This is a genomic window from Vreelandella stevensii S18214, assembly GCF_000275725.1.
GTDB lineage: Bacteria > Pseudomonadota > Gammaproteobacteria > Pseudomonadales > Halomonadaceae > Vreelandella > Vreelandella stevensii.
Genome location: NZ_AJTS01000045.1, coordinates 21,563 through 47,408, shown reverse-complemented (window position 1 = coordinate 47,408; position 25,846 = coordinate 21,563). Strand labels below are relative to the sequence as shown.

Genomic DNA, 25,846 nt, shown 5'->3' with positions numbered 1-25,846 from the left:
ACGTTGCCCTCAAGAAGTTGGAATCCCCGTCCTTTAGGGCGGGGAGGACGTCAACTCATTACCCTTTTCGAATCATCAAGGAGCGATGAGATGACCATGACCGTTGGTGAACTGTTTATCGCGCTGGTGCTCATTGCGCTGGTGCTGCTGGTCAGTAACGCGCTGCGCCTTTGGCTGCCCTGGCTGCGCCGCCTGTTTCTCCCCAGCTCGGTGATTGGCGGGCTGCTCTTGCTGCTGCTCGGCCCCGATGTCATCGGGCGCTTCATGCCCACGCTGTTCGAAGATAGCCCCGGCTTGTTCCCCGCTTACGTCCAGGAGAGCTGGTCGGCGCTGCCCGGGCTGCTGATCAACGTCGTCTTTGCTGCCCTTTTCATTGGCAAGGCCATCCCTGGGCTGCGCACCATCTGGCTACGCGCAGGGCCCCAGGTCGTGGTGGGTCAGACCATGGCCTGGGGCCAGTATGTGGTCGGGCTAAGCCTTTCCCTGCTGGTGCTGGTACCGCTTTTCAACATGAACCCTATGGTAGGGGCGCTGATTGAAATCGGTTTCGAAGGGGGGCACGGCACCGCCGCGGGCATGGCCGACACTTTCGCCGATCTCGGTTTTGAGGAAGGCGCCGACCTGGCGCTTGGCTTGGCCACCGTCGGAATCGTTTCGGGGGTGTTGATCGGTACGGTGATGATCAACATCGCGGCACGCAGAGGCGTGGTCAAGCCCACCCGTGAAGAAGACCAGCCGGATGAAAGCCTGCGTGAAGACGAGCGGCCCTCTACGGAGGAGTTCAGCGAATTCAAAAAGGATCTGGCACAAGAGGCAGGCACCACCGACCCTTTGAGCCTGCATATCGGGCTGGTGGGTATCGCCATCGTGATTGGCTGGCTGCTGCTGACAGGCCTGCAGTGGGTAGAGCAGATGACCTGGGCACGCGACGGCGGGCTGGAAATACTCGCCCACGTGCCGCTGTTTCCCATTGCCATGATTGGCGGGGTGATCGTACAGCTGTGTGTCATGTGCTTTGGGCTGGAACGGCACGTATCCACCCGCACCATGTCACGTATTGCAGGCACCGCGCTGGATTTCACCATTGTGGCCGCCCTCGCAACGCTTTCGCTGACCACGCTGGGTGATTACCTCATCCCGTTCCTGCTGCTGGCACTGGCCGGGATTGCCTGGGGCTTGTTCGTGCTGATCGTGATCGCCCCTCGCGTGATCCCCGAGAACTGGTTCGAACGCGGTATTGGTGACTTCGGCCAATCCATGGGGGTCACCGTCACGGGGCTGTTGCTGATGCGCATGGCAGACCCCAAGAACAAGTCCGGCGCACTGGAGAGTTTTGGCTACAAACAGCTGATGTTCGAACCCGTGGTGGGGGGCGGCCTGTTCACCGCCGCCGCGTTACCGCTGATTGCCCAGTTTGGCGCACCCGCCGTGCTGGGATTGACCGCCATACTGACCGTCGGTTGGCTGGCATTCGGATTGCTCTACTTTGGCAGGATGGTGCCCGACCGTGGCAAGGGTCGATGGCAAGGCAAGTAAACATCGGATAGCAAAACGCCCGCAATAGCGGGCGTTTTGCATTGGGACGGATGTCTTGCAAGGGAGGACTTACATATCAGGTGGCATGTCGTCACGCTCTTCCAGGCCCCCTGAAAATGACGTCTTGAACGCCATATACAGGCCTACCCCCGAAAACCCCAGGAAGAGCACGAACATGCATAACATCAATACCATCGCCATAACGCGTGTCCCTGTCAGTGTGCGGCCGTTGCGTTGACGTCTTCTCACCGCTGAAATTTGGTCTACACGACAGGATAGACCAAAACACTGCGCCCATCTGTACCATTACTGTACAGACGCAGGGATGGATTTGTAAAATTATCTAAAATCAGTTACTTGAGACAACAAAAATAACGCAAAAAAACCACCCCACGCACGCGAGATGGCTGTTTTGCATCGCTGCCAATCCTTGGCTTTGATGGCCAGCACATCCGGGTACTGGCAAGAGTGAGCAGGCTCGATGTCCCTACACGTCCTTGATGCTTTCTGGGCGTCCTGCCCTCCATGACTGCCTGTTAGCCTGCCCACGCTGTCGATGAAGAAAGGGGTCACTTCCTGTGAGCCCGAGGCAGTTTATGCTACTAACTATGATGCTGCACAAGGCGGACCAATACTTGCAAAAAAATTAAAAAATACATTAAAAACAATTGCTTGATTTAAATAAAAAGGAGCATCATCTATGCCAACGCAGTGTTCTGAGCCGCCCAAACCTGTGTAAAAGTGACACATGCGACAAATGCGTATAGCGCATTTTTAGCCTGCCACCGCCGTTTGCGTCACCCAGGCATCACGACCAGTGGCGGGCCTCCCCGTTAACGCTTATGTTATACATCGAATGCCCCACTCTCGGGGATGGGCCCCACTGAGGACACGCTCATGAAACGCTCCATGCTGCTTGGCATACTCTTGATGTCGACCCTGCTGGTCATCAGCGGATGTAATACGGTTCGCGGCATGGGCCAGGATATCGAGCGGGGTGGTGCTGCCATTCAGCGCTCGGCGGAGTAACCCCATGATGACGGTCTTTCTTTCCCACGGCCTGGAGAGCGGCCCCGGCGCCTTGAAGATACAGGCGCTAAAAGGCGTCGCAGAGCATGTAGATGACTGTGAGCCCGTGGTCATGGATTATCGCGGCATGAGCGAGCCTGCAGCCCGTTTGGCTCATTTACGTGAGACGTTGAATGCCCGAGGCGATGACCCATCCCGATGCATTCTGGCGGGGTCTAGCCTGGGCGGATGGATCAGTGCGGCACTGAGTGCCGAAACGCCCGTACTCGGCTGCTTCTTGTTGGCTCCCGCGCTCGGCATGCCCCGCTACCCGGAAACCTCCCCCATCATTCAGGCCCAACACACCCATATCATTCACGGTTGGCAGGATGACGTAGTGCTGCCAGGCCCGGTCATTGAGCACGCCCAGCGCCAGCGGCTCTCGCTGCGCATGGTGGATGACGACCATCGGCTACACAGCAGCCTGGAGGTCATCCTGGCGGATTTCACACGATTTTTGGCCACCTGTGCCAGCTGATGCTCGCACACGCCAGGATTAGCTTGCCAAAACCTCGACATGGGCACCATAAACCTATACAAATAATATACACACAATAGGAGATAGCTCATGTTTGGACTTTTCAAGCGCGACCCCAAAAAGAAACTTCAGCAGGACTACGAACGCAAACTCACCGAGGCCATGCAAGCGTCTCGCAATGGCGACATGCGCGCCAATGCGACCCTGACCGCCGAAGCCGAAGCGCTGTTGCAGGAAATCAACCGTTTGAAGGACGAAGGCCGCTAGCCCATGGGCCGTTTGCCAAGAGGCGTGTGCCGCCTGATGCTGGCCCTGGGCATGGTGTCACAGGCACAGGCAACAGAAACGTGCCAGCTTCAGGGGCGCTGGTGGCAATCGGGTCAGGCCGTGACTGCCGATGCGGTGCTCAACCTGGCAGCGCAACGGCCAGTGGTGCTGCTAGGGGAACGGCACGACGCCATGGAACACCACCGCTGGCAATTGCATACCCTGGCAGGCCTGTACGCCCATGAGAGCGATATGGTGATTGGCCTCGAGATGCTGCCCAGAGAAGCGCAGCCGGTACTGGAACGCTGGGTGGCGGGAGAGCTATCCGAAGAGGAGTTTCTGGAGCAGAGCGACTGGCAGGAAGCCTGGGGGTTCGATCCTGAGCTTTACTGGCCCATCCTTCACTTTGCACGCTTGAACCGCATTCCACTGAAGGCGCTCAACATTACTCCAGCCTTACGCCAGCGGCTGACCAGCGAAGAGATCGGCCACATTCCCCCAGAGCAGCGTTACGGTATACCCGCGCCGCGACCTGCCAATGACGCCTACCAGACGTACCTGGAGGAGGTCTTCGACCAGCATGCCATGGGGCAAGACAACCCCGACATGCTGGAACGCTTCATTCGAGCGCAACTCAGTTGGGACATTGCCATGGCGCAGGGGCTGGCAGACGCTACCCAAGAGAGCACCCTGGCCGTGGGCCTGATGGGCCTTGGGCATGTCGTGCATGGCCATGGCGTAGCGCACCAATTGGAAGGACTGGGCATTCAAGATACGCTCAGTCTCTTGCCCTGGGAGCTGGAGGAGTGCGCGCTTCCCGACCCCACCTTGAGCGATGCGATCTTCATTGTGCCCACCCCGTTGACCACATCATCACCGGCAGCTAACGGCCCGTGACTCAACACACATCAAACTCATAACGTTTATTAGCTAACTAATAGCATTGTAACTATTCAGGTGGTTGCGGATAGCCTGTCGCCAACCACCTGATTTTTCTGGCATAGTGTGCCTAATCCTTCGGCATATCTATGCGGTGACATGACCATCAGCGATATCAACGTCGACGAGGCTCTGGAGCGGGTCCGACAGCAGCTCAAGGAAGACCAGACGGTCTCTCCGTCGCTGCGTGCGGCCATCGATGTGCTGATGTTGCTGGTCAAGCTCATGGCCGATCGCCTGGCCACCAGTAGCCGCAACAGCAGCAAGCCACCGTCCCAGGATCCCAATCGCCAGCGCCGCTCGCGCGCCAAAGGCGAGCGGCGCCCCGGCGGACAGCCAGGGCATGAGGGTAAGACGTTGGCGCCGGTGACGGACCCCGACGAGGTGGTCAAGCTCCGTGTCGATCGTCGGCAACTCCCCAAGGGGCGTTCTTACCGCCCGGTCGGCGTCGAAACGCGCCAAGTGCAGGACATCGTAATCCAGGCCGTGGTCACCGAATATCAGGCTGAGGTCCTCGAAGATGATCAGGGGCAACGCTACGTGGCGCCATTCCCCGAGGGCGTGACTCGCCCCATCCAGTATGGCCCTCGCCTCAAGGCGCATGTCGTCTATCTCTCCCAGTATCAGCTGTTGCCCTATGCGCGTATCCGCGAGTTGCTCACCTCGCAGTGCGGCCTGTCGCTGAGCACCGGCACCCTGTTCGCCTTCAACCAGGAGGCCTACCAGCGGGCCGAGGCGTTCGCCGAGTGGGTGATCCCGGCGCTACGTGAAGCAGCCACCGTCCATGCCGATGAAACCGGAATGCAGGTCGGTGGCAAACGCTACTGGCTACACAGCGCCTCCAACGAGGCCCTGACCTGGTTGGCCCCGCACCCCAAGCGCGGCCAGGAAGCGATGGACGCCATCGGCGTATTGCCCTTCGTGCGTGGCGTGCTGGTGCATGATCACTGGAAGCCCTACTACCGCTATCCGGATTGCCGGCACGCGCTCTGTAATGCGCACCACCTTCGGGAGCTGACAGCGGCCTGGGAGAACGATGGCCAGGCATGGGCCAAGGCCTTGCATGACCTGTTGTTGGAGATGCATCGCGCCGTGGAGGTGGCCGACGGCTGCCTCTCGGCCGATGAGACCCGAGCCTGGCGGCAGCGCTATCGAGATTGCCTGGCGAAAGGGGACGCCGAGAGCCCCCCGCCGGTGAAACCGCCACCTGGAACGCGAGGCCGGGCCAAGCGCACCAAGTCGCGCAACCTCCTGGAACGCCTCCAGGCGTACGAGGACGACGTGTTGCGCTTCCTCGACGACCCTGCCGCTCCCTTCACCAACAACCAGGGGGAACGCGATCTGCGAATGACCAAGGTCCAGCAGAAAATCTCGGGCTGTTTCCGCTCCTGGGAGGGTGCTGAGATCTTCTGCCGCATGCGTAGCTTCCTCTCGACCGCCGTCAAGCAAGGGGTGGCGGCGCATACCGCACTGGAGCAACTGTTTGCGGGTGATGTGCCAGCCTTCATGCAGCAAGAAGCCCCGACTCAGCCAACCGGTGCTGAATAGTTACATAGCATTTAAACTTGTTGCCGCTGCCATGACCCTTTATATCTCGATTCACGATCACGCAGCGCTTCGATATCATGCTGCGCGCTTACTCTCCCCGCTTACTCTCCCCGCTTACCATTCCTTACTCATAAAAGCGTTGACTGTCCCGTTTAATCAGACCTGTATTACCAATTGATTACAATGACGGCCGCTCATACGGTAGAACGCTTCTTCATCTGCCGATACCGCCCCATGACACCTGACTCTCAATTACAGCGAAGAAACGTGTGGTCTGGACTCGGAGTGACCCTGGTTGCCTGCTGGCTGCTGGTCTGGTTGATTCCACGCTACGGTGGCTCGGGCATGGCGTTTGGCATGCATCCACAGCGTTTGGCGACGCTGGGCGCCTGGGTCATGCTGCTGTGTGCCGCCACGCTCATGGTCATCAGTTTTATTCGTTTGAAGCAACAACACGCCCCTCTCTTCAACCGTTTATCACTTATTGACTTATGGCATCAAGCCTGGCCTTTCTTATATGTACTACTCTTTATCCTACTCGCTAACTTTATCCCTTTAACGTGGCTGGCTCCCTTTATTATAGGTTGTCTCGTTGCACTACTGGGTGAACGGCGCTGGTATGTCATTGCACTTTCCGCCGCGATTCCTACCGCAGCACTTTACTTACTGACCGTGCAACTCATGCGCATAGGAATTGTTTAAGATGCCAGAATTCAGTGCCATTACCAGTGCCTTTGGCGATGCATTAACACTGCACTCTATCAGCGTCATTCTAGGGGGCGTTTTACTGGGCTATATCGTGGGCGTCATTCCCGGCCTGAACCGCTCGGTGGCCATTGCCATTGCCATACCGCTCACTTTCTACATGTCGGCCTATGCCGCCATCGCCTTTTTGATTGGCCTCTCCAAGGGCACGGCAGCGGGCAGCGCCGTTTCTGCCATTTTGCTCAACACCCCGGGCGAGCCCTCGTCGGCAGCCACCTGTCTGGATGGCTACCCCATGGCCAACAATGGCCAGCCTCGCAAGGCGCTCAAGGTAGGGCTACTGGCGTCGGTGGTCGGCGACCTGTTATCGACACTGCTATTGATCGTCGTCGTTATTCCCTTTGCCTCGATTGCCCTCAAGTTTGGCCCTTATGAACTGGCTGCCATTCTCATTTTTGCACTGGTCTTTATTGCCGGAATGGCCGGAGGCTCTTTTTTAAAGGGCATGGCCGCCGGAGGCATGGGCGTTATTTTAGGAACGGTTGGGTTAGACCCGGAAACCGGCGCCATGCGCTTTACGTTTGGCTACGCGGAGCTGATGGAAGGCGTGCCTATTCTCCCTTTAGTGATCGGCACCCTGGCTCTTTCGGAAATGTTCGTACAACTGGAAGCTTATCGGCGTAATAAAGGCGCCAGCTCCGTCAAACTTGGCCATAACCCGGAAGACGACCTCTCCTTTAAAGAGTTTAAAAGCACCTTGCCGACCATCTTTAAAAGCACCGGCGTCGGGGCGTTCGTTGGCGCACTGCCGGGCCTGGGGCCATCGGTAGGTTCGTTCATGGCGTATGGGCTCGCCAAGCGCGGCGCCAAAGACCCGGATAGCTTCGGCAAGGGCAACCCCAATGGCATTGCCGCCGCCGAGGCTGCCGATAACGCCGTCATTCCCGCCAGCTACATTCCGCTGTTCGGGCTGGGTATTCCCGGCAGCGTGTCGGCGGCACTGCTGGTGGGTGCTTTCATGATCCACGGCATTCAGGTCGGCCCGCTGATGCTGCGCGACCATCCACAAATGCTGTTCACCATCTTTGCAGGCATGGTGGTCGCTAGCCTGATCATGCTGGCCGTAGGCTGGTACGGGCTACGTATCTTTGCCCGCGTCACGGATGTGCCGCAGAACATCGTCATCCCCGTGGTGATCTTTCTCTGCCTGGCCGGCATTCAAGTGCAGGGCTACGGCACGTTTGGCCTGCTGACCGTGTTTGGCTTTGCGATCTTCGGCTATTTCCTGAAAAAGCATGACTACTCCTTCGTGACCTTCCTGGTCGCTTTCATCGTCACGCCCATGCTGGAGATGAACCTGCGCCAGTCGGTCATTCTTTCCGGGGGCGACATCGGCATTCTCATGCAGCGCCCCATCGCGCTGACGTTTGTGGTCGCCACTGGCCTGCTGGTACTGCACCTGCTGTGGAGCAGCTATCGCCAGTACCGGCTGCGTCGGCAACACGGCTAATACCGAGCAACCTTCACTACCAAGAAAAAACCATCGAGGAAACCACCATGAAAAAGCATCTTCTGACCACCGCCATCGTTTCAGCGGCGCTGACCCTGGCCGCAGGCACCGCCCAGGCCAATGACTTCCCCAGCAAGCCGCTGACCATGGTCGTCGGCTTTGGCGCAGGCGGCAGCACCGACATTCAAGCCCGCGTGCTGGCCAACGTACTGGAAGAAGAGCTGGGCCAGCCGGTGAACGTGGTCAACCAGCCGGGCGCGGGCGGTGGCGTGGCCTTGACTCGCCTGGCCAACAATAACGACGAAGGCTACACCTTTGCCTTTGGCACCTCCATGACCATCACCTACGGCCCGCTGGCCACGGAAACCGCCTACCAGCTGGACGACTTCCGCTACGTGGCGGGCGTGACGCTGGGCCAGTCGGCTATCGTGACCGGCGAGAATCGCCCCTTTGGTGACAGCTGGGAGTCGCTGGTGGAGTATGCCCGCGAAAACCCCGGCACCAGCTACGCCACGCAGACCGCCCTGGATCGCATGATCATCGAGTACATTGCCCAGCAGGAAGGTCTTGACCTGCGCATCGTGCCCACGGCAGGCGGCGCTGGCATGGCACCGCTGATTCTCTCTGGCGACGTGGACTTCGCCTATAGCGGCGGCACCCACTCCGGCTACGCAGAAACGGGTGAAATGCCGGTACTGCTGAGCCTGGCAGAAGACCGTCTGGTAGCCTTCCCGGATGCGCCCAGCCTGCAAGAAGCCGGTTATGACATCAACCCGGCAGAAATTCGCGTGGTCATGGTGCCCAACAATACGCCGGATGCCCACGTCGAGCGCCTGGCAGAAGCACTGGAAGCCGCCACTCAGGATGAGCGCTTCATCGAGATCACCGAAGAGCGCATCCTGATGCCGGTGGTGTACCTGTCGGAAGACGAAGTCACCCAGACCCTCACCGAGCAGACCGAAAGCTACAAGGCGCTGATCGAAGAGCTGGGCGGCGTACCGGGTGCAGACGACTAAGCTGCCCCGCATGCCGTGAACAGGATGGCATGAAAAAGCCCGCTGACCGTGTCAGCGGGCTTTTTAGTGGTTCCGGGCCAGCATCGCCGAGCCGACGGCGATTGCCAAGAGGGCTACTCATCGGCAAGCGCGGGCAGCAGCGTCTTGAGCTTGCGCGTCAAGGTATTGCGCCCCCAGCCCAGCAGCTCGGCCGCTTCCCCCTTGCGCCCCCCGGTGTGCTTCAGGGCGGTTTCGATCAGGATGCGCTCGAAGTCCGGCACTGCTTCTTCCAGCAGGTGCGTATGCCCTTCGGCCAGGGCGTGGTCGGCCCAATCCCGGAAGGCCGAACGCCAATCACCGTAAGCGCCCCCTTCCGGCGCGCTGACCGAGCGCAGCTCAGGCGGCAGGTCCTCGATCAGGATCTCCCTGCCAGACGCCATCACGGTGAGCCAACGGCAGATATTTTCCAGCTGGCGAACGTTGCCCGGCCACGGCAGCCGAGTCAGGTGAGCCTCTGCCTCGGTGGTCAGCACCTTGATGTCGGTGGATAGCTCCTTGGCCGCCTCCGCCAGGAAATGGCGAGTCAGGCGGGGGATGTCTTCACGGCGCTCGGCCAGGCGCGGCAGGTGCACCCGAATCACGTTCAGGCGGTGGAACAGATCCTCACGAAAACGCCCTTCATCCACCAGAGACTCCAGGTTCTGGTGGGTAGCGGCAATGATGCGCACATCCACCTTGACCGGCGTATGGCCGCCGACCCGGTAAAACTCGCCATCGGCCAGCACCCGCAGCAGGCGCGTTTGCGTCTCGGCGGGCATATCGCCAATTTCATCCAGAAACAGCGTGCCGCCGTTGGCCTGTTCGAAACGCCCCTGGCGCTGCTGGGCGGCACCGGTAAAGGCGCCTTTCTCATGGCCGAACAGTTCCGACTCGATCAGGTCACGAGGAATCGCCGCCATATTGAGGGCAATGAACGGCTTGCCGGAGCGCGGGCTGTGCTGATGCAGCGCCTGGGCTACCCGCTCTTTACCGGTGCCCGACTCCCCGTTGATCAATACCGTGATATGGGAGTGCGACAAGCGGCCAATGGCGCGAAACACCTCCTGCATGGCAGGCGCTTCGCCGATGATCTCGGCGCTCAGCCCTTCCGGTACGCTGACCGGCCGCTGGCGCTCCCGGGCATGAGCCACCGCGCGCCGCACCAGCGCCAGCGCTTCGTCGACATCAAAGGGCTTGGGCAGGTACTCGAAAGCTCCCCCCTGGTAAGAGGCCACCGCGCTATCCAGGTCCGAGTGGGCGGTCATGACAATGACCGGCAGATCGGGGTGAGCCGCACGCACGCGAGACATCAGGTCCAGGCCGTCGATTCCCGGCATGCGAATATCGGTGACCAGCACATCTGGTGGATTTTCCAGCAGCCGAGCCAGCGCCGTATCCGCCCGCTCGATACACTCTACATCCAGGTCGGGTTGCGCCAGCGCGCGCTCCAGCACCCAGCGGATAGCGCGGTCATCATCGACGATAACCACCCGTGCAACATCGGTACGTGTCGCCTCAGTCATGACGCATCTCCGGTAAATTAATAACCAATGGAATCAGTAAACGAAATTCGGTGTGTCCGGGTCGGGAATCGCATTCGATCAATCCTTGATGTTGGTGCAAAATTGACTGAGCAATCGATAGCCCCAGGCCACTGCCTTCCGCGCGGCCTGACACCATGGGGTAAAAAAGCGTTTCACGTAACGCATCGGGAATGCCGGGGCCGTTATCGATCACGCCCACCTCACTGACCAGCCGATGGCGCTCGGCCCCCAGCGTGAACTGGCGACGGGCACGGGTGCGCAGGGTCAGCGTGGGGGACGGCGTGTCGGCTTCGCTCATGGCCTGTACCGCGTTGCGGGCCACGTTCAACACGGCCTGGATCATCTGCGACTCGTCGCCAGAAAGGTCCGGCAGGCTGGGGTCATAATCGCGGTTAACGGTGACCTGCGGGTGCTCGGCCAACAGCAGCGCACGCACGCGCTCCAGCACCTTGTGAATGTTCACCGGCTCATGCTTGATGATGCGGTTGGGACCCAGCATGGAGTCCACCAGATCGCGCAAACGGTCCACTTCCTCGACGATGATGTGGGTAAACTCTCGCAAGGCCGGGTCGTCCAGATCGCGCTCCAGCAGCTGCGCCGCGCCGCGGATACCGCCCAAGGGGTTTTTCACCTCATGGGCCAGCCCACGTGCCAGCACCTTGATGGTCTCCTGGCGAGTGGTCAGCGCTTCTTCCCGGGAAATCTGCATCAGCCGATCACGGGGCTCCACCTCCAGCAGCAGCTCGTCGGCGGACAGCGGCGTCACGGTGTAGTCCACCGTCAGGGGGTCACTATTGAGCGGCGTAATACGCGCTTCGCGTTGGGTGTAAGGGTGAAACGCATCGCGCGCCTTGGCCAGCACGTCATCGATACTCTCGTCACCGCCCAGCAGGGTGTCCAGACTGATGCCTTGTACCCGACTGAAGCTCACCGCCAGCAGCGCCTCGGCGGCCGGATTCATCCAGCGAACCCGAAGTTCGCCGTCCAGCAGCAATACCGCCGTGGTGAGGTGTTCCAATAAGCGCTGATACATGGCGTGTCCTGAAGCGTCGCTAACCGTAGCGTTAGTGATTTAGCTGAGGAAGTGCAAAAAGCGCGCCAGGTTACCCAAAACGGCGCCATGCACGGCTTAGGGGCAGCCTACCGATACCGCTCGGGCGTTTATAGCGCAAGGGACGGAAGATTTAGCTAATTCAACGCACCATTATAGTGCATACACTTAATCAGCGATAAAAATCGTCACCTGATCGGTGCGATGCTGAATGCGCCCCTGGCTGTCCAACAGCTCTGCCTGCAAACGATGCTGCCCCGGGGGCAAGCCTGCCAGCCAAAAAGCATCGCTGTGCAGAGGAGATTGGCTAAGCTCGCCGTTGACGAGCAGCTGGATCTGGTGGTCCTCACGCAGCGCAGGGGAAACGCTGACCTCCACGGGCGTCATGCCACCGCGCAGAGAAGCCCCAGGCGCGGGGGCAACGATGATGAACCGGTCATAGGGCATGAACGGCTGGCCCGGGCGCCCTGCAGGGCGTGCCGCCGAGGGCGCGGCTGGGCGTGCAGCGGGCAAGCTGGGCAGAGGAGCCAGCCGCAACACTTCGCCGCCGCGCTCGGGGTTATCGGTAAAGGTCACGTTGCCCTGGGCATCGACGATGCGGTACACCGTTTGTGCCTTGGCAGCGCTTACCCACAGGCAGGCGGCCACGAAAACCCCTGTGGATAATATGGCTGACCATGCAACACGCCGCTTACTCACCATGCTGCCTCCTCAACTATTCTGCCCATAAAAAAACCCCGCCGAGGCGGGGTTTTGGCTCGTCACACCGCAAGGGTGATCTTAGCAGTCATGCCATCAGCTTAGCAGCTGTAGTACATGTCGAACTCGATCGGGTGAGTCGTCATGCGGATACGCTCGACGTCTTCCATTTTCAGTTCGATGTAAGCGTCGATCATCTCGTCGGTGAATACACCGCCTTCGGTCAGGAACGCACGGTCAGCATCGAGTGCTTCCAGGGCCTGATCGAGGCTGTGAGCCACGGTGGGAACCGACTTGCCCTCTTCCGGCGGCAGGTCATACAGGTTCTTGTCCATGGCATCGCCAGGATGAATCTTGTTCTTGATACCGTCGATACCCGCCATCAGCATGGCAGAGAACGCCAGGTAGGGGTTCGCCGTCGGATCAGGGAAACGCGCTTCGACACGCTTGCCTTTCGGGCTGGCAGTGTACGGAATACGGATGGAAGCAGAACGGTTACGGGCGCTGTAGGCCAGCATGACCGGCGCTTCGAAGCCAGGTACCAGACGCTTGTACGAGTTGGTAGAAGCGTTGGTGAAGGCGTTCAGAGCACGGGCGTGCTTGATGATACCGCCGATGTAGTACAGAGCCATTTCAGACAGGCCTGCGTACTCGTCGCCTGCGAACTGGTTCTGACCATCTTTCCAGAACGACTGGTGTACGTGCATACCAGAACCGTTGTCGCCTACCAGCGGCTTCGGCATGAAGGTAGCGGTCTTGCCGTAAGCGTGCGCCACGTTGTGGATCACGTACTTCATTTCCTGAACTTCGTCAGCTTTCTTCACCAGCGTGTTGAACTTCACGCCGATTTCGTTCTGACCAGCGTTGGCCACTTCGTGGTGGTGTACTTCGACGGTCTGGCCAATCGCTTCCAGGGTGTTACACATGGCACCGCGGATATCGTGGAAGCTGTCGACCGGCGGAACCGGGAAGTAGCCGCCCTTGACGCGCGGACGGTGACCCAGGTTGCCTGTCTCGACCTTGCTGTCGGTGGCCCAGGCGCCTTCGTCGGAAGTGATCTTGTACATGGAGCCCTGAATATCAGACTTCCAGTGCACTTCGTCGAAGATGAAGAATTCAGGCTCCGGGCCAAAGAACGCAGTGTCGCCCAGGCCAGTAGACTGCAGGTAGGCTTCAGCGCGCTTGGCGATAGAACGCGGGTCGCGGTCGTAGCCCTGCATGGTGGCAGGCTCGATGATGTCGCAACGCAGAATCAGGGTGGCGTCTTCGGTGAAGGGGTCCAGGAAGCCGGTGCCGTCTTCCGGGCGCAGGATCATGTCAGACTCGTTGATGCCTTTCCAGCCATTGATAGAAGAACCATCGAACATCTGGCCGTTTTCAAAAAACTCTTCGTTCACGTCACGCGCAGGCACGGTCACGTGCTGCTCTTTACCGCGTGTGTCGGTGAAACGCAGGTCTACCCACTTAACGTCATGTTCTTCGATTAGCGCAAGAGTCTTGGCTGACATAGTGTCCTCCGGTATGAGCGTGGCTTAGAGCTTGAAACAATAAGCTATCGATAAAAGTGTTATTCAACAAATCGTCTACATGCCTTGGCACGTGGCGCGTTTGTCTTTTTTGTTCGCTTTACGTTTGCTTGACCATGGATAACAAATCGCCCAGCGATCATTTCAGACCGGCTATCGTTGTAGCACGCCAAGCGGCTTCTGCCTATGGCCTGCTAGCGACTGACAAACGGCCCATGAAACTGTTCATGAAACTGCCTACGAAGCTGTCACGAAATATAAGCACGTAGCATGCCAACTTTGCACCAATATGGCTTTTGAAAAAATAACAGCATGATTCAAAAAGCAAAAATCATTTTCTCCGATGCCTCCTGATGTAGCATTTACCCACTACGCTACTGCATGAAGCACGTCTCAAGCTCAATATGCACCAAAAAAATACAAAAAATTCCCTTATTGCACAAAATCAGTGCATAGCAAGGCAGTCTATTTTTATGCTTTTCTCCACCATTTCTCCTTGCTACGAAAAGAAACCAATGCCTACAATAAATTACAAAACGGAAAGTTGTTACTACGAAGGAAGCCGCTTTCATGGGTACGGTTTGCTTTATCGTCGATGCTTCCGTGGCGGGAGCCTGGCTTCCTCGCCACCTGCGCTCCATTCGTCAATCTGGCCTGGCCGAGCATCTCGTGCCCGTGATCGTGACCGCCGCGTTTCTGGATGAGCGCTTCGCGACCCTGGAGCACCGTTTTCACGCCCACTGCCTCGTCACCCCAGAGAAGAAACTGGGCGCTCGCCTGAATCAGGCGGCGTATGTCAGCCAAGCAGAATGGCTGCTGGTGGCCATGCACAAACAGGTATTGCCTGCACAGCTATGGCCCCTGCTGTACCCCGAGCTAGATACGCAAACGCTGGATGCGCTGATCATCAGCGCGATGACGCCTCGGTTGCCAGAGCGCCTCTGGCAGCAGCTACGTGGCCCTAACGCCGCATTGCCCCCTTACATGGCCATCAGCCGAACCTGGCTGGAACGCCTGGGAGGCTTCGACCCCGAGCTGGAGGTCACGGCAATGACCGACCTGCTACAGCGCCTGCATGCCTGCCCTACCCGCCTGAAGACCCTCAGCGGGCAAGCACTGGGGTTGCCGCGAGGCTCTCCACTGAGCGCGTTGAAAGCACGCTTTTCTACCGAACCCCCCCCACACTGATCGTCGCCCTCGTCCCTTCATCACTCTTCAACGCCTTCCCCAATCCACAAGGCATACTGAACGACCCCAGCGAGGCTTACCTAACGCCAGCCTCATACTTTCAGGCGTTTGCCAAACAGCATGGCGCCCCAAGTGGTGGTGTTCACCGCCTTGTTCAACAGCACCGAGCCCACGCTGGCCACCACGATCAAGAGCAGTGCGTAAAGCACCAGCGGCAGCGTTTCCACGCCGACCAAGGTATCGGTAATGGCAAAAAACATCGGGTGGGCCAGGTAAATACCGAAGGAGTAGGCATTGATATAGCGCACCCAGCCAGGCGCTCGGCGCCCCTTCAAGCGGCGCATGGTCACCAGCACGAACAGCACGAAAAAGGGAATGACCCAGACTTCCTTGGAAGAGAACGCCAGCCAATGAGCAAAGGTGGCCATCACGATCAGCGCCACCCACCCCCATAGCCAACGGGACTGCGACAGCGTTTGCAGCCACACGGGGCGCTCCTGCAGCACGGCACGAGGCGCCAGCGGGTAATAGCGCACCAGCACCAGCGCCAGAAAGAAGAGATACACCCACCCCAGGGGCGCGATCCACAGCAAGTAGCCTGGGGGCTCTACCTGGAACCAGTACGCCAGCCCCCAGTAGGCCATGCTGACTACACATGCCACCCACAGCCAGGGCACCGGATTCACCCGCCACAGCTGCCAGCGGGTAAATGCCCAATATGCCGCATAGAACTGCATGGCGATGATCAAGAAATACCCGTGCCAGCCCGCATAGATGAAGTAGCTGCGTGCGTTGGCCAAAAAGTCCACAGCATCGTCGCTGCCCGCCAACCGCCACCACTCTGCCGTCGAATAGATAAAGCCATACATCAGGTAAGGCAGCATGACGTACTTGACCCGCTGGAGCAGAAAGCCCGGCGGGATCTGCTTGTCGTAACGCACGGCGAAAACGAATATCGAGATGAACAGGAACACGGGAGTGCCCAACACCAGGGGAATCCGCATGAGGTCGGTGGCCAGGTTATCTACCCGCTGGTTCAAATGGTCCAGCCAATGAAACAAAAAAACGGCAATGCAGCCGTAAGCACGCAGCCAGTAGATTTCCTCGATTTTCTGCATCCAGCCTCCCGGTTTCCCCCAGCGCACCGCCTAGCCGCTATCCTGTTAATAGCGGCCGAGAGTGAACACCCGCGAGCCGCCTGCTGTCCGACCTTGTAAATGCCCGTAAATTCCGGAGGCCCCGTGATCAGAAGAACTGCCTTGCAACGCATTGCTCTGCTGGCTGGACGCTTGGCCGGGCTCTTTGGCTGGCTGGTGTTGAGCAACGTCGCACTGGCAGGCGAGGTGGTGCGCGAGCAGTTCTACTCCCCCACGCTGGGCTACGATTACCCTTATACGCTGTATTTACCCGATGGCTATGACAGCCAAGCGACAACGCCCTACCCCGTGATCTACCTGCTGCACGGTTCTTTCGGTAACGAGCTGGACTGGGCTACTCGGGGCAACCTGCCACAAGTGGCAGACCGACTGATTCAGGCAGGGCATATTCCCCCCGCCGTATTCGTGATGCCAGGCAGCCGCAGCTGGTGGGTAGATGGCCATAACGAACCCGCCCGCAGCGCCTTTTTCAACGACCTGATGCCTCACATCGAAGCCCACTACCACGTGGGCACCACTCGTGAGCAGCGAGGGGTGGCTGGGCTTTCGGCAGGCGGCTACGGCGCGCTCAACTTCGCGCTGGAACACCCCGAAATGTTTGCCGCCGCCGCCGCGCTGAGCCCCGCCAGCTACGTGCCCACGCCGCCCAGCAACTCCTCGGCGCACCGCCACCCCGCCTTTCTGGATGAGCGGGGCCAGTTCGACCAGGCACAATGGGAGCGTCTCAACTACACCGCTCATCTGGAGCACTATCGTCTGCAGGTCACGCCGCGCCCTACTGCCGAACAGAGTGACACCCCGCCGGTGCCGCTTTACATCAGCGCCGGACGCAGCGACGTGTACGACGCCGAATACCACGCGCGCCAGCTACGCCAGACCATGGAACGCATTCAGCCAGGACTGGTGCGGCTGGACCTGTACCCCGGTGGGCACACCTGGCGTGTGTGGCGCGCCAGCCTACCCGCCGCGCTCAACTTCCTGTTCCAGTACGTGGGTCACGACGCATCTGACGACGCAGGTGCATAAAGCACCGCCTGATTACGCCCTTGCGCCTTTGCCTGATACATCGCCTGGTCGGCGCAGTGGATCAGCGTGGACTCTTCAGCAGCGTGCAGAGGCAACAGCGCCACTCCAATACTGGCCGATACGTGGACGTCCCCTACCGGCAGCGTAAACGGTGCTGCCAGTGCCTGACAAAGCTGGTCGGCCACCATCAAGGCTTCCTCGGCGGCCACGGGCCCGCCCAACATGGCCACGAACTCATCGCCCCCAATGCGCCCCACGCGGTCACCGCCGCGCAGCCGTTGCAGAAGGCGCTGAGCCACGGCCTGCAGTAACTGGTCACCGACACCATGGCCAAAACGGTCATTGACCGGCTTGAAATCATCCAGATCGATGAACAGCAGCGCCAGCGGTATATCACTCCGCTTGGCTTGAGCAATGGCACTGCTCAGGTGGCTGAAAAACAGCGACCGGTTGGGCAAGTCGGTCAAGGTATCGTGCTGGGCCAGATGCAGCATTTTCTGCTCCATTTCCCGGCGCGGCGTCACATCATGGGAAATCCCCAGGAAGCTCATCACCTGCCCCTGCTCGTCCAGCAGCGGTGCCCCGTTGGTAAAGTGCCAGCGCCACTCGCCGTTGGCGTGCTGCACCCGGTACTCGATCAACCCCTGGGGCGCCCCGGTGCGGTAAACCTTTTCGATATACCGCTGGCAGGCTTCCAGGTCTTCCGGGTGCAGCACGAAGCTCATGTTCTGCCCCAGCACCTCCTCGACCTCATGGCCCAGAATGCGCGGCCAGTTCGGCGACACGTAGGTAAGCGTGCCTTCGGCATTCAGCGTGTAGATGATGTCGTTGGCCTGCTCGACCAGCTGGCGAAAACGCTGCTCGCTGGAGCGCAGCGCGGCCTCCAGCGCCTTACGCTGGGTAATGTCGTTGGCGTAGCCTGTCCATAGCAGGCTGCCATCGGGCTGGCGGCGAGGACGATCGTGGGCCTCGACCCAGAGCATCTCGCCATCAAGGCGAAACATGCGAAACTCACTTCGCCAGGGCGTCAAGGAACGCGCACTTTGCAGCGACCCTTCAATTACCGTATCGCGGTCACTGGGATGAATGTTGGCCAACAGCGTTTGGGCATCTGCCAGCACCTCTTCAACCGACGCACCAAACAGCTCCGTGACCCGCTGGCCCACGTAGGTGTAGCGCCACGCCCCCTCCTGCGAGAGATGCAGCTGGTAGACGAACCCCGGCAGCTGCGAGAGCAGGTCGTCCAGCGACTCGCCAAACGGCAGCATCAACTGGCTCAGCTCGCCATATACCGCTCGCTGGCCCCCATCGCGCACGGGAGAAAGCTGCAGTTGCCATGACCTTCCCGTTTCCCCCCAGCAGACCGTTAACGTGCAAGGCTGCTGCTGTTCATCACAGCGGCGAATGGCGTCGAGCACGCTCGTCCCATCCAATGGAAAGCAGCGCTCCAGGGCGGCTTCTGACCCCATGGCTTGCCAACCGACCGTACGCCGAAACGCCGCGTTGCCCTGAACGCACGTCTGGCCATCGCACGTCATCACAAACAGCGGGGTCGCCGACTGCTCGAACAGCGCATGGTATAAGTGCATGGGCGCTCCGCTCCCTGGTTCGTAAACGGTTAAGTTAAGCGGATCCGTCGACAGTGTCCACGAACACTGGTTGACTTCTACCAACGCAAACTACACTGAAAAGGAACCCTTTTTTAGACCCACGAAAGGAAGCCTTCCTATGCATAAACACATTGAATGGGACGACCCCGGCAGCGCGAGCGTGGTGGAGTACTTCAAGAACGACCCTGACCACACCTCCCCCTACCCCGGCGCTATCCTTTCCGCCCGCTACCAGGGCCGCATCGTACGCGTCAAAGTAGAAGCCTACCGCGACGACGATGCCGTCAGCATCGGCAGCGTCGCCGCTATCCTCGACGAACACGGCCACCGCTTCAAATCACACCAGAAAATCGACATCGGCGACATCGTGCGCCTACCCGACGACAAACGCGCCATGGAACACTGGGAAGAGGAAGAAGAGGACGAAAAAGAGTAACCACGGCCCCCGCTCGGGCGACATGTTGGGGTGGGGGGTTAAGCACACTAGGCTAGTGCATTTGATCTCTAGAAAAGGTGTCAGCTTACATCGGTCAGCCAGTCATACACTTCGATGAAAAGCTGCACCTTTCCAAGAAGTAGGCGTAATGCGAGGTTGGCTCGCCATCCCCAAATGCCTCATCTGTTCTCACAGGACACACCAGGCGAATATTGGTCTCTCGCATTATCTGAAGAAGTGTAAGCAAAATATCGGCTAGGCTCCATGGAATAACGACAGGTAGAAAAGCTGATTCTCACTGCAAAGCCTCGCACACATGAACTATATCCTAAGCGGGGATCGGTCATAGATGCCCACACCCTCCATGCTGGTGCCCAGTTCATCCCCGCTCGTGCGGGGATCGGGCTTTTTTCATGTTAGCGGGGGAGGGCTCGAGCGGTTCATCCCCGCTCGTGCGGGGATCGGGATCTCCACTTTCTCACGCGCCTGGCAGAGCGCGGTTCATCCCCGCTCGTGCGGGGATCGGGCTTTTTTCATGTTAGCGGGGGAGGGCTCGAGCGGTTCATCCCCGCTCGTGCGGGGATCGGGATCTCCACTTTCTCACGCGCCTGGCAGAGCGCGGTTCATCCCCGCTCGTGCGGGGATCGGGGGTGTAGTGGTCAACTAATTCCGGACAGTAATTTAAGGTTTTCCTCAGCCACCACGGGAGGCAGGCCATCGTTAAACGAGTGAGGGCGCTGCTGGTTGTAGTACCCCATCAGATAGCTACTAACGTCTTTCCTGGCCTCAGGTAGATTTCGATATCCCCATGCCGGTATCCACTCTGATTTCAGGCTCCGGAACAGCCTTTCCATCGGCGAGTTGTCCCAGCAGTTGCCACGTCGGCTCATGCTTTGTTTCATTCGATAGCGCCAAAGTCTTTGGCGGAACTTACGGCTTGCATATTGACTACCCTGATCGGAATGGAACATGTCGCGCTTGGGCTGACCACGTTGTTCCCAAGCGTGATCCAGTGCTTTCACAACAAGATCTGCATCCGGGCTGGACGACATGGCCCAGCCAACAACACGACGAGCATAAAGATCCAACACAACGGCCAGATAGCTCCAATGCTGGCCACTCCAGATATAAGTGATGTCACCACACCAGACCTGATTGGGCTGGTCTGGTGTAAATTTGCGGCCAAGATGATTCGCAATATCAGGCCGCTCAACAGTCGCCTGCTTGTAGGCATGAGGGCCTGGTTGCTTGCAGATCAACCCCATTTCGCTCATCAAACGCCGAACCTTGAAACGGCCGATGGTGACGCCTTCTTCGCTGAGCAACCCCTTGATTGAGCGGCTGCCCGCTGAGCGGCGACTCTTTTTGAAAAGGCGGCTTACCTGAGCTTTTAAGGCCAGACGCTCAACATCCACACGGTGCCGCCGCTGGCGGTACTCGTAGTAACTGGAGCGGCTAATATCAAACGCGTTACAGACCATTTCAACAGGCATTTGCTCACTCAACTGGTCTATCAGCGCGTACGATTCATGTCGTCTGACATCAAGAGAGCGGTAGCCTTTTTTAGTATCTCTTTCTCCATCTCAAGCCGTTTGCAACGGGCTTCCAGTTCCTGAATCCGGCGCTGCTCGGAGGTTAAGGCTTTGCCCTTTGGGGTGATGCCCTCACGTTCATCTTTCAGCTGTTGTACCCAGCGTCGTAGAGCTGTCTCACCCACACCGAGCGACCGGCATGCTTCGAGAGTGGTGTAGCCCTGGTCCAACACCAGGCAGGCTGCTTCCTGCTTGAATTCAGGAGAAAAAGTACGTCGTTTCTTGGTCATCAGACACCTCGCTTCTGGTGGCAATATTACCACCTACGTTGGTGCCCGGTTTTATTGAACCACTACAGGGCGCGGCCGCCCGGCGAAGCACGGCCAGGCCGGTTCATCCCCGCTCGTGCGGGGATCGGTACTGGCACCATCAAAGGCACCAACACCTTCGCGGTTCATCCCCGCTCGTGCGGGGATCGGTCGGCGCCGCCCGCCCAGGTCAATCGGCCGGCCGGTTCATCCCCGCTCGTGCGGGGATCGGCTGCTTCGACCCCTCAAGTATCGCCTAAAATGCGGTTCATCCCCGCTCGTGCGGGGATCGGCCTCACGCCATGCCACCAGGAAGTTTTCCCAACGGTTCATCCCCGCTCGTGCGGGGATCGGAAGCCAACGAGCAAATCACGCTGACGTACCGACGGTTCATCCCCGCTCGTGCGGGGATCGGGCCATGCATCGCCAGCGAAGTCGGAAGCCTGGCGGTTCATCCCCGCTCGTGCGGGGATCGGTTGGCCGTTATCGGTGCCTGTTGGAATACGCTCGGTTCATCCCCGCTCGTGCGGGGATCGGCTTTGCTGGCTGCCAGAGCGGCATTCAGCGTCCGGTTCATCCCCGCTCGTGCGGGGATCGGACATGCCTGCCGCCATCGAGTTAGTAGATAGGCGGTTCATCCCCGCTCGTGCGGGGATCGGGCGCGGCATCCACCGCCGCTAACACACAGAGCCGGTTCATCCCCGCTCGTGCGGGGATCGGGCTCATTTCAAGGTACATGGCTTCACCCCAAGCGGTTCATCCCCGCTCGTGCGGGGATCGGTCGCGCTTAATACCATACTCGTCAGCCATCGCCGGTTCATCCCCGCTCGTGCGGGGATCGGCATCATCTGCGCAGTTTCGCGGCGGCTGGTGACGGTTCATCCCCGCTCGTGCGGGGATCGGTCCTCGGCGTTCACGCCCACCAACGGGTTCACCGGTTCATCCCCGCTCGTGCGGGGATCGGTGGTGCGCCTGCATTGTTATCAGCGTATCGAACGGTTCATCCCCGCTCGTGCGGGGATCGGGCATTCATACCAGGATGCGGCGGCCACTCTTTCGGTTCATCCCCGCTCGTGCGGGGATCGGAGCATGCGCTGCCCGAACAACTTGCCTGTCGCCGGTTCATCCCCGCTCGTGCGGGGATCGGATTAACCACGTCAACCCGCTGCTACGCACTGACGGTTCATCCCCGCTCGTGCGGGGATCGGAGTACCGCGTTCTGCAGAACCACGTCGCGGAACGGTTCATCCCCGCTCGTGCGGGGATCGGCTTGGGTTTGCTCTCTTCCGTGGCCTTCTCCGCGGTTCATCCCCGCTCGTGCGGGGATCGGTTAGTGATCCAGCCAGAACCGCTAGACCTGCCCGGTTCATCCCCGCTCGTGCGGGGATCGGTCCATGTGAGAATATTAAAGTTATTAACAATACGGTTCATCCCCGCTCGTGCGGGGATCGGTTGGTTTTCACGGTCTCAACGCCGCCAGTCTCCGGTTCATCCCCGCTCGTGCGGGGATCGGTCATACGGCTCCCGTAGCAGCGCCTGTAGCGCCGGTTCATCCCCGCTCGTGCGGGGATCGGAAGACGAGAATCATCAGAAATAGGAGAGCGATCGGTTCATCCCCGCTCGTGCGGGGATCGGAAGACGAGAATCATCAGAAATAGGAGAGCGATCGGTTCATCCCCGCTCGTGCGGGGATCGGACGCTCGATCTCGGCTTGCCCTCTTCTCGCCGCGGTTCATCCCCGCTCGTGCGGGGATCGGCTCGTGTACGAGTGGTGGTCCACCCCGGATCGCGGTTCATCCCCGCTCGTGCGGGGATCGGACCAGGTAGGCCGAAGCATGGGGGATTGAGTACGGTTCATCCCCGCTCGTGCGGGGATCGGGCGTCACAGTTAACGCTAGGCGATACGTTTACCGGTTCATCCCCGCTCGTGCGGGGATCGGCCAGTTGTTCGGGTCTCGGTTGGGCATTGCGTCGGTTCATCCCCGCTCGTGCGGGGATCGGGCCATGGGCGTCAACGGCAGGCGATGTTGTCGCGGTTCATCCCCGCTCGTGCGGGGATCGGGCTCGTCGCGTATTCCCACTCGATCTCAGCCACTGGTTCATCCCCGCTCGTGCGGGGATCGGGTGTTATTTAGCTCATCGTTGTCGTATTCCAGCGGTTCATCCCCGCTCGTGCGGGGATCGGGCACCGGCCCAAGATTTCGACTCAAAGTCGATCGGTTCATCCCCGCTCGTGCGGGGATCGGCCCGGCGGGTTAAACGTGGCCGGGTCGCCTTTCGGTTCATCCCCGCTCGTGCGGGGATCGGACAAATGTTGATGTTCAGCCAGGTGTTTGGAACGGTTCATCCCCGCTCGTGCGGGGATCGGATGCAAGCTCGCATAGATGCACTCTACAATATCGGTTCATCCCCGCTCGTGCGGGGATCGGTGCGGCGGGCGTTGGGTAGCTGGTCGAGCATGCGGTTCATCCCCGCTCGTGCGGGGATCGGCTCATACCACCAGACCGTCACGCTATCCATGCCGGTTCATCCCCGCTCGTGCGGGGATCGGCAGCACCGCGCAATACCCTTCATAATCACTGCCGGTTCATCCCCGCTCGTGCGGGGATCGGATTGCCGCGCTTCATCTGCCACGTCTGAAAGCCGGTTCATCCCCGCTCGTGCGGGGATCGGCAGAGCCAAATGGCGGCATGGACAGCGCGTCGCGGTTCATCCCCGCTCGTGCGGGGATCGGGCGTTGTCGAAGCTCTCCTCATGGCCGCCGAACGGTTCATCCCCGCTCGTGCGGGGATCGGCTGATGCTGCTGGGGGAGCTTGTCGCCGCTGGCGGTTCATCCCCGCTCGTGCGGGGATCGGTGCGCTTATCGCCCCGTGACCTAGCGCCAAATCGGTTCATCCCCGCTCGTGCGGGGATCGGCTAATCGTGATGATCGTTCAAATTTTTGTTATCGGTTCATCCCCGCTCGTGCGGGGATCGGTACGGGCCTGCTGTTCGGCACTGCTCAGGGCGCGGTTCATCCCCGCTCGTGCGGGGATCGGCTAGAACAAGTCGCAGAAATGCACGGTTACCGCGGTTCATCCCCGCTCGTGCGGGGATCGGTCCCGCCAGCGTGACGGTCAGGCCGTCGATCCCGGTTCATCCCCGCTCGTGCGGGGATCGGATCCGGCTGCCGAGCATAAATCGCTAGGCGAACGGTTCATCCCCGCTCGTGCGGGGATCGGATGGGCTGGAAGAACATTCAAAAACCCCCGCACGGTTCATCCCCGCTCGTGCGGGGATCGGCCATTTCATCAATGATTGGGCGCTTGAGCGGCCGGTTCATCCCCGCTCGTGCGGGGATCGGATTCGCGCATCTACTCTTCTCCGGTGCTATGACGGTTCATCCCCGCTCGTGCGGGGATCGGGCATTGAAACCGTTAGCGGGCTGGCAGACGCGCGGTTCATCCCCGCTCGTGCGGGGATCGGGTCTCCATGTCATTGCCGAGCCGCTCTATCCGCGGTTCATCCCCGCTCGTGCGGGGATCGGGGATGGATGGACCAAAGCGCATTTCCGGGGTGCGGTTCATCCCCGCTCGTGCGGGGATCGGCTGCGCAAATCGATCACCCAGCCCCACCGTGACGGTTCATCCCCGCTCGTGCGGGGATCGGGCGGATAGCTCCATCTGATGGGCTAAGCGGCGCGGTTCATCCCCGCTCGTGCGGGGATCGGCCTGTACCGAGAAGTCGACGTAAAGCGTAACCCGGTTCATCCCCGCTCGTGCGGGGATCGGGAGCATCTGCACTAGGTCGGCTTTCATCCACGCGGTTCATCCCCGCTCGTGCGGGGATCGGGCTCAGCTGACGGAGCTGGAAGCGCGCCAAGCCGGTTCATCCCCGCTCGTGCGGGGATCGGAACGGACGCAGCGCCAAAGCGCTACAAAGCAACGGTTCATCCCCGCTCGTGCGGGGATCGGCGGTAAGGAGAGGTGCCAGCGTGGGCATGAGCCGGTTCATCCCCGCTCGTGCGGGGATCGGAGTGAAGATCGACAGCTGCGCCCGCGTTCGGACGGTTCATCCCCGCTCGTGCGGGGATCGGGCGCGTAACGCCGCCGGTAAGAACATCGACTACGGTTCATCCCCGCTCGTGCGGGGATCGGTTTTTGGCATCCATGGCCAGGTCAAGGTAGGCCGGTTCATCCCCGCTCGTGCGGGGATCGGACCACCCACGACCTTCATGCGCTCGGCAGCGGCGGTTCATCCCCGCTCGTGCGGGGATCGGCAAGAGAGATGGGGTTTAGCGATGATCGGGCGCGGTTCATCCCCGCTCGTGCGGGGATCGGCTCTTTCAGCTGGCGGCGCAGCGTTGACATGGCGGTTCATCCCCGCTCGTGCGGGGATCGGGCGGGGTTCTACCGCATTACCGGCGGCCAAACGCGGTTCATCCCCGCTCGTGCGGGGATCGGCTTTCGCCACCGCGCATAGGCCGCACAATAGGCGGTTCATCCCCGCTCGTGCGGGGATCGGGATAGGGCCACTATCATGAAGTGGTCTAGCAACGGTTCATCCCCGCTCGTGCGGGGATCGGATCGGCATCGGCCGCCCGCAGGCTGTCCTGGCCGGTTCATCCCCGCTCGTGCGGGGATCGGCCTCCGGTGTTGGTCAGGGCGGTTTGCTGGCGCGGTTCATCCCCGCTCGTGCGGGGAT

The 25,846-nt window shown here is 60.1% G+C and carries 20 protein-coding genes and 1 CRISPR repeat array (1 of these 21 only partly in view); of the genes, 12 read left to right on the top strand and 8 right to left on the bottom strand.

The window, feature by feature from the left end:
* The first annotated feature begins 90 nt into the window (after nt 1-90).
* Nucleotides 91-1,536, top strand: a complete 1,446-nt coding sequence (locus HSS18214_RS0113665) for a sodium/glutamate symporter (protein WP_016915841.1) — start codon at nt 91-93, stop codon at nt 1,534-1,536.
* A 69-nt stretch (nt 1,537-1,605) separates the two neighbouring features.
* Here HSS18214_RS0113665 and HSS18214_RS19695 read toward each other — a convergent pair whose 3' ends face one another.
* Entirely contained in the window at nt 1,606-1,737 is a 132-nt protein-coding gene (locus HSS18214_RS19695; protein WP_016915840.1) for a hypothetical protein, read from the bottom strand.
* 696 nt (nt 1,738-2,433) lie between these two features.
* On the opposite strand from HSS18214_RS19695, the gene HSS18214_RS0113655 reads away from it, so the two are divergent.
* The 8 genes from HSS18214_RS0113655 to HSS18214_RS0113620 all read left to right on the top strand — a co-directional run bounded on the left by HSS18214_RS0113655 (nt 2,434) and on the right by HSS18214_RS0113620 (nt 9,067).
* Complete coding sequence (locus tag HSS18214_RS0113655) at nt 2,434-2,565, top strand: entericidin A/B family lipoprotein (protein ID WP_016915839.1); 132 nt, start codon at nt 2,434-2,436, stop codon at nt 2,563-2,565.
* Between the two features lie 4 nt (nt 2,566-2,569).
* Nucleotides 2,570-3,082 (top strand): alpha/beta fold hydrolase, encoded by a 513-nt coding sequence (locus HSS18214_RS0113650; protein WP_016915838.1) that lies wholly within the window; start codon nt 2,570-2,572, stop codon nt 3,080-3,082.
* 90 nt (nt 3,083-3,172) lie between these two features.
* Nucleotides 3,173-3,349, top strand: coding sequence for a DUF6435 family protein (locus HSS18214_RS19130; protein WP_016915837.1), 177 nt, complete (start codon nt 3,173-3,175; stop codon nt 3,347-3,349).
* Nucleotides 3,350-3,352: 3 nt separating this feature from the next.
* Nucleotides 3,353-4,246 carry a ChaN family lipoprotein gene (locus HSS18214_RS0113640; RefSeq protein WP_237718626.1) on the top strand — a complete coding sequence of 298 codons (894 nt, stop codon included), beginning with the start codon at nt 3,353-3,355 and terminating at the stop codon, nt 4,244-4,246.
* A 141-nt stretch (nt 4,247-4,387) separates the two neighbouring features.
* A complete protein-coding gene (gene tnpC, locus HSS18214_RS0113635; protein ID WP_016915835.1) occupies nt 4,388-5,836 on the top strand; it encodes an IS66 family transposase in 1,449 nt (482 codons plus the stop codon).
* A 285-nt stretch (nt 5,837-6,121) separates the two neighbouring features.
* Complete coding sequence (locus HSS18214_RS18285; protein WP_237718625.1) at nt 6,122-6,538, top strand: hypothetical protein; 417 nt, start codon at nt 6,122-6,124, stop codon at nt 6,536-6,538.
* 1 nt (nt 6,539) lies between these two features.
* Complete coding sequence (locus HSS18214_RS0113625) at nt 6,540-8,051, top strand: tripartite tricarboxylate transporter permease (RefSeq protein ID WP_016915833.1); 1,512 nt, start codon at nt 6,540-6,542, stop codon at nt 8,049-8,051.
* A 47-nt stretch (nt 8,052-8,098) separates the two neighbouring features.
* Nucleotides 8,099-9,067 (top strand): tripartite tricarboxylate transporter substrate binding protein, encoded by a 969-nt coding sequence (locus tag HSS18214_RS0113620; RefSeq protein ID WP_016915832.1) that lies wholly within the window; start codon nt 8,099-8,101, stop codon nt 9,065-9,067.
* 113 nt (nt 9,068-9,180) lie between these two features.
* Here the strand turns inward: HSS18214_RS0113620 and ntrC are convergent, their stop codons facing one another.
* The 4 genes from ntrC to glnA all read right to left on the bottom strand — a co-directional run bounded on the left by ntrC (nt 9,181) and on the right by glnA (nt 13,887).
* Nucleotides 9,181-10,608, bottom strand: a complete 1,428-nt coding sequence (gene ntrC / locus HSS18214_RS0113615; RefSeq protein ID WP_016915831.1) for a nitrogen regulation protein NR(I) — start codon at nt 10,606-10,608, stop codon at nt 9,181-9,183.
* The gene (glnL, locus tag HSS18214_RS0113610; protein ID WP_016915830.1) at nt 10,601-11,662 is read right to left on the bottom strand and encodes a nitrogen regulation protein NR(II); all 1,062 of its coding nucleotides are present in this window, start codon (nt 11,660-11,662) and stop codon (nt 10,601-10,603) included. Before glnL ends, ntrC begins: the two co-directional genes overlap by 8 nt.
* 186 nt (nt 11,663-11,848) lie before the next feature.
* Nucleotides 11,849-12,328 (bottom strand): DUF4124 domain-containing protein, encoded by a 480-nt coding sequence (locus HSS18214_RS0113605; RefSeq protein WP_016915829.1) that lies wholly within the window; start codon nt 12,326-12,328, stop codon nt 11,849-11,851.
* A 152-nt stretch (nt 12,329-12,480) separates the two neighbouring features.
* Nucleotides 12,481-13,887 (bottom strand): glutamate--ammonia ligase, encoded by a 1,407-nt coding sequence (gene glnA, locus HSS18214_RS0113600; protein ID WP_016915828.1) that lies wholly within the window; start codon nt 13,885-13,887, stop codon nt 12,481-12,483.
* A 588-nt stretch (nt 13,888-14,475) separates the two neighbouring features.
* Between glnA and HSS18214_RS0113595 the strand changes: the two genes are divergently transcribed.
* On the top strand, nt 14,476-15,093 hold the full coding sequence (locus HSS18214_RS0113595; RefSeq protein ID WP_016915827.1) for a hypothetical protein: 618 nt from the start codon (nt 14,476-14,478) through the stop codon (nt 15,091-15,093).
* Nucleotides 15,094-15,185: 92 nt separating this feature from the next.
* Here HSS18214_RS0113595 and HSS18214_RS0113590 read toward each other — a convergent pair whose 3' ends face one another.
* On the bottom strand, nt 15,186-16,211 hold the full coding sequence (locus tag HSS18214_RS0113590) for an acyltransferase family protein (RefSeq protein WP_016915826.1): 1,026 nt from the start codon (nt 16,209-16,211) through the stop codon (nt 15,186-15,188).
* 126 nt (nt 16,212-16,337) lie between these two features.
* On the opposite strand from HSS18214_RS0113590, the gene HSS18214_RS0113585 reads away from it, so the two are divergent.
* Nucleotides 16,338-17,276, top strand: coding sequence for an alpha/beta hydrolase (locus tag HSS18214_RS0113585; protein ID WP_237718627.1), 939 nt, complete (start codon nt 16,338-16,340; stop codon nt 17,274-17,276).
* On the opposite strand, the gene HSS18214_RS0113580 is transcribed toward HSS18214_RS0113585, so the two are convergent.
* The gene (locus HSS18214_RS0113580; RefSeq protein ID WP_016915824.1) at nt 17,246-18,865 is read right to left on the bottom strand and encodes a sensor domain-containing diguanylate cyclase; all 1,620 of its coding nucleotides are present in this window, start codon (nt 18,863-18,865) and stop codon (nt 17,246-17,248) included. The genes HSS18214_RS0113585 and HSS18214_RS0113580 overlap by 31 nt on opposite strands.
* A 139-nt stretch (nt 18,866-19,004) precedes the next feature.
* Here HSS18214_RS0113580 and HSS18214_RS0113575 point away from each other — a divergent pair, with 139 nt between their 5' ends.
* Entirely contained in the window at nt 19,005-19,322 is a 318-nt protein-coding gene (locus HSS18214_RS0113575) for a hypothetical protein (RefSeq protein ID WP_016915823.1), read from the top strand.
* A 659-nt stretch (nt 19,323-19,981) separates the two neighbouring features.
* On the opposite strand, the gene HSS18214_RS0113570 is transcribed toward HSS18214_RS0113575, so the two are convergent.
* Nucleotides 19,982-21,144 (bottom strand): IS3 family transposase gene (locus HSS18214_RS0113570; protein WP_156808521.1). Its coding sequence is split into 2 segments (ribosomal slippage): nt 19,982-20,889 and nt 20,889-21,144, totalling 1,164 coding nucleotides; the frame shifts between segments, so codons are not numbered across the junction.
* A 98-nt stretch (nt 21,145-21,242) separates the two neighbouring features.
* Nucleotides 21,243-25,846: a CRISPR direct-repeat array (repeat unit 29 nt; unit sequence CGGTTCATCCCCGCTCGTGCGGGGATCGG); it runs 2,324 nt beyond the window's last position.

Bases quoted from the DNA above. Each gene is read 5' to 3' on its own strand.
- HSS18214_RS0113655 (WP_016915839.1), top strand. From the start codon at position 2,434: ATGAAACGCTCCATGCTGCTTGGCATACTCTTGATGTCGACCCTGCTG.
- HSS18214_RS19130 (WP_016915837.1), top strand. From the start codon at position 3,173: ATGTTTGGACTTTTCAAGCGCGACCCCAAAAAGAAACTTCAGCAGGAC.
- HSS18214_RS0113665 (WP_016915841.1), top strand. From the start codon at position 91: ATGACCATGACCGTTGGTGAACTGTTTATCGCGCTGGTGCTCATTGCG.
- glnA (WP_016915828.1), bottom strand. From the start codon at position 13,887: ATGTCAGCCAAGACTCTTGCGCTAATCGAAGAACATGACGTTAAGTGG.
- HSS18214_RS0113580 (WP_016915824.1), bottom strand. From the start codon at position 18,865: ATGCACTTATACCATGCGCTGTTCGAGCAGTCGGCGACCCCGCTGTTT.
- HSS18214_RS0113620 (WP_016915832.1), top strand. From the start codon at position 8,099: ATGAAAAAGCATCTTCTGACCACCGCCATCGTTTCAGCGGCGCTGACC.
- glnL (WP_016915830.1), bottom strand. From the start codon at position 11,662: ATGTATCAGCGCTTATTGGAACACCTCACCACGGCGGTATTGCTGCTG.
- HSS18214_RS0113575 (WP_016915823.1), top strand. From the start codon at position 19,005: ATGCATAAACACATTGAATGGGACGACCCCGGCAGCGCGAGCGTGGTG.
- HSS18214_RS0113590 (WP_016915826.1), bottom strand. From the start codon at position 16,211: ATGCAGAAAATCGAGGAAATCTACTGGCTGCGTGCTTACGGCTGCATT.
- HSS18214_RS0113640 (WP_237718626.1), top strand. From the start codon at position 3,353: ATGGGCCGTTTGCCAAGAGGCGTGTGCCGCCTGATGCTGGCCCTGGGC.
- ntrC (WP_016915831.1), bottom strand. From the start codon at position 10,608: ATGACTGAGGCGACACGTACCGATGTTGCACGGGTGGTTATCGTCGAT.
- HSS18214_RS0113625 (WP_016915833.1), top strand. From the start codon at position 6,540: ATGCCAGAATTCAGTGCCATTACCAGTGCCTTTGGCGATGCATTAACA.
- HSS18214_RS0113650 (WP_016915838.1), top strand. From the start codon at position 2,570: ATGATGACGGTCTTTCTTTCCCACGGCCTGGAGAGCGGCCCCGGCGCC.
- HSS18214_RS0113595 (WP_016915827.1), top strand. From the start codon at position 14,476: ATGGGTACGGTTTGCTTTATCGTCGATGCTTCCGTGGCGGGAGCCTGG.
- tnpC (WP_016915835.1), top strand. From the start codon at position 4,388: ATGACCATCAGCGATATCAACGTCGACGAGGCTCTGGAGCGGGTCCGA.
- HSS18214_RS19695 (WP_016915840.1), bottom strand. From the start codon at position 1,737: ATGGCGATGGTATTGATGTTATGCATGTTCGTGCTCTTCCTGGGGTTT.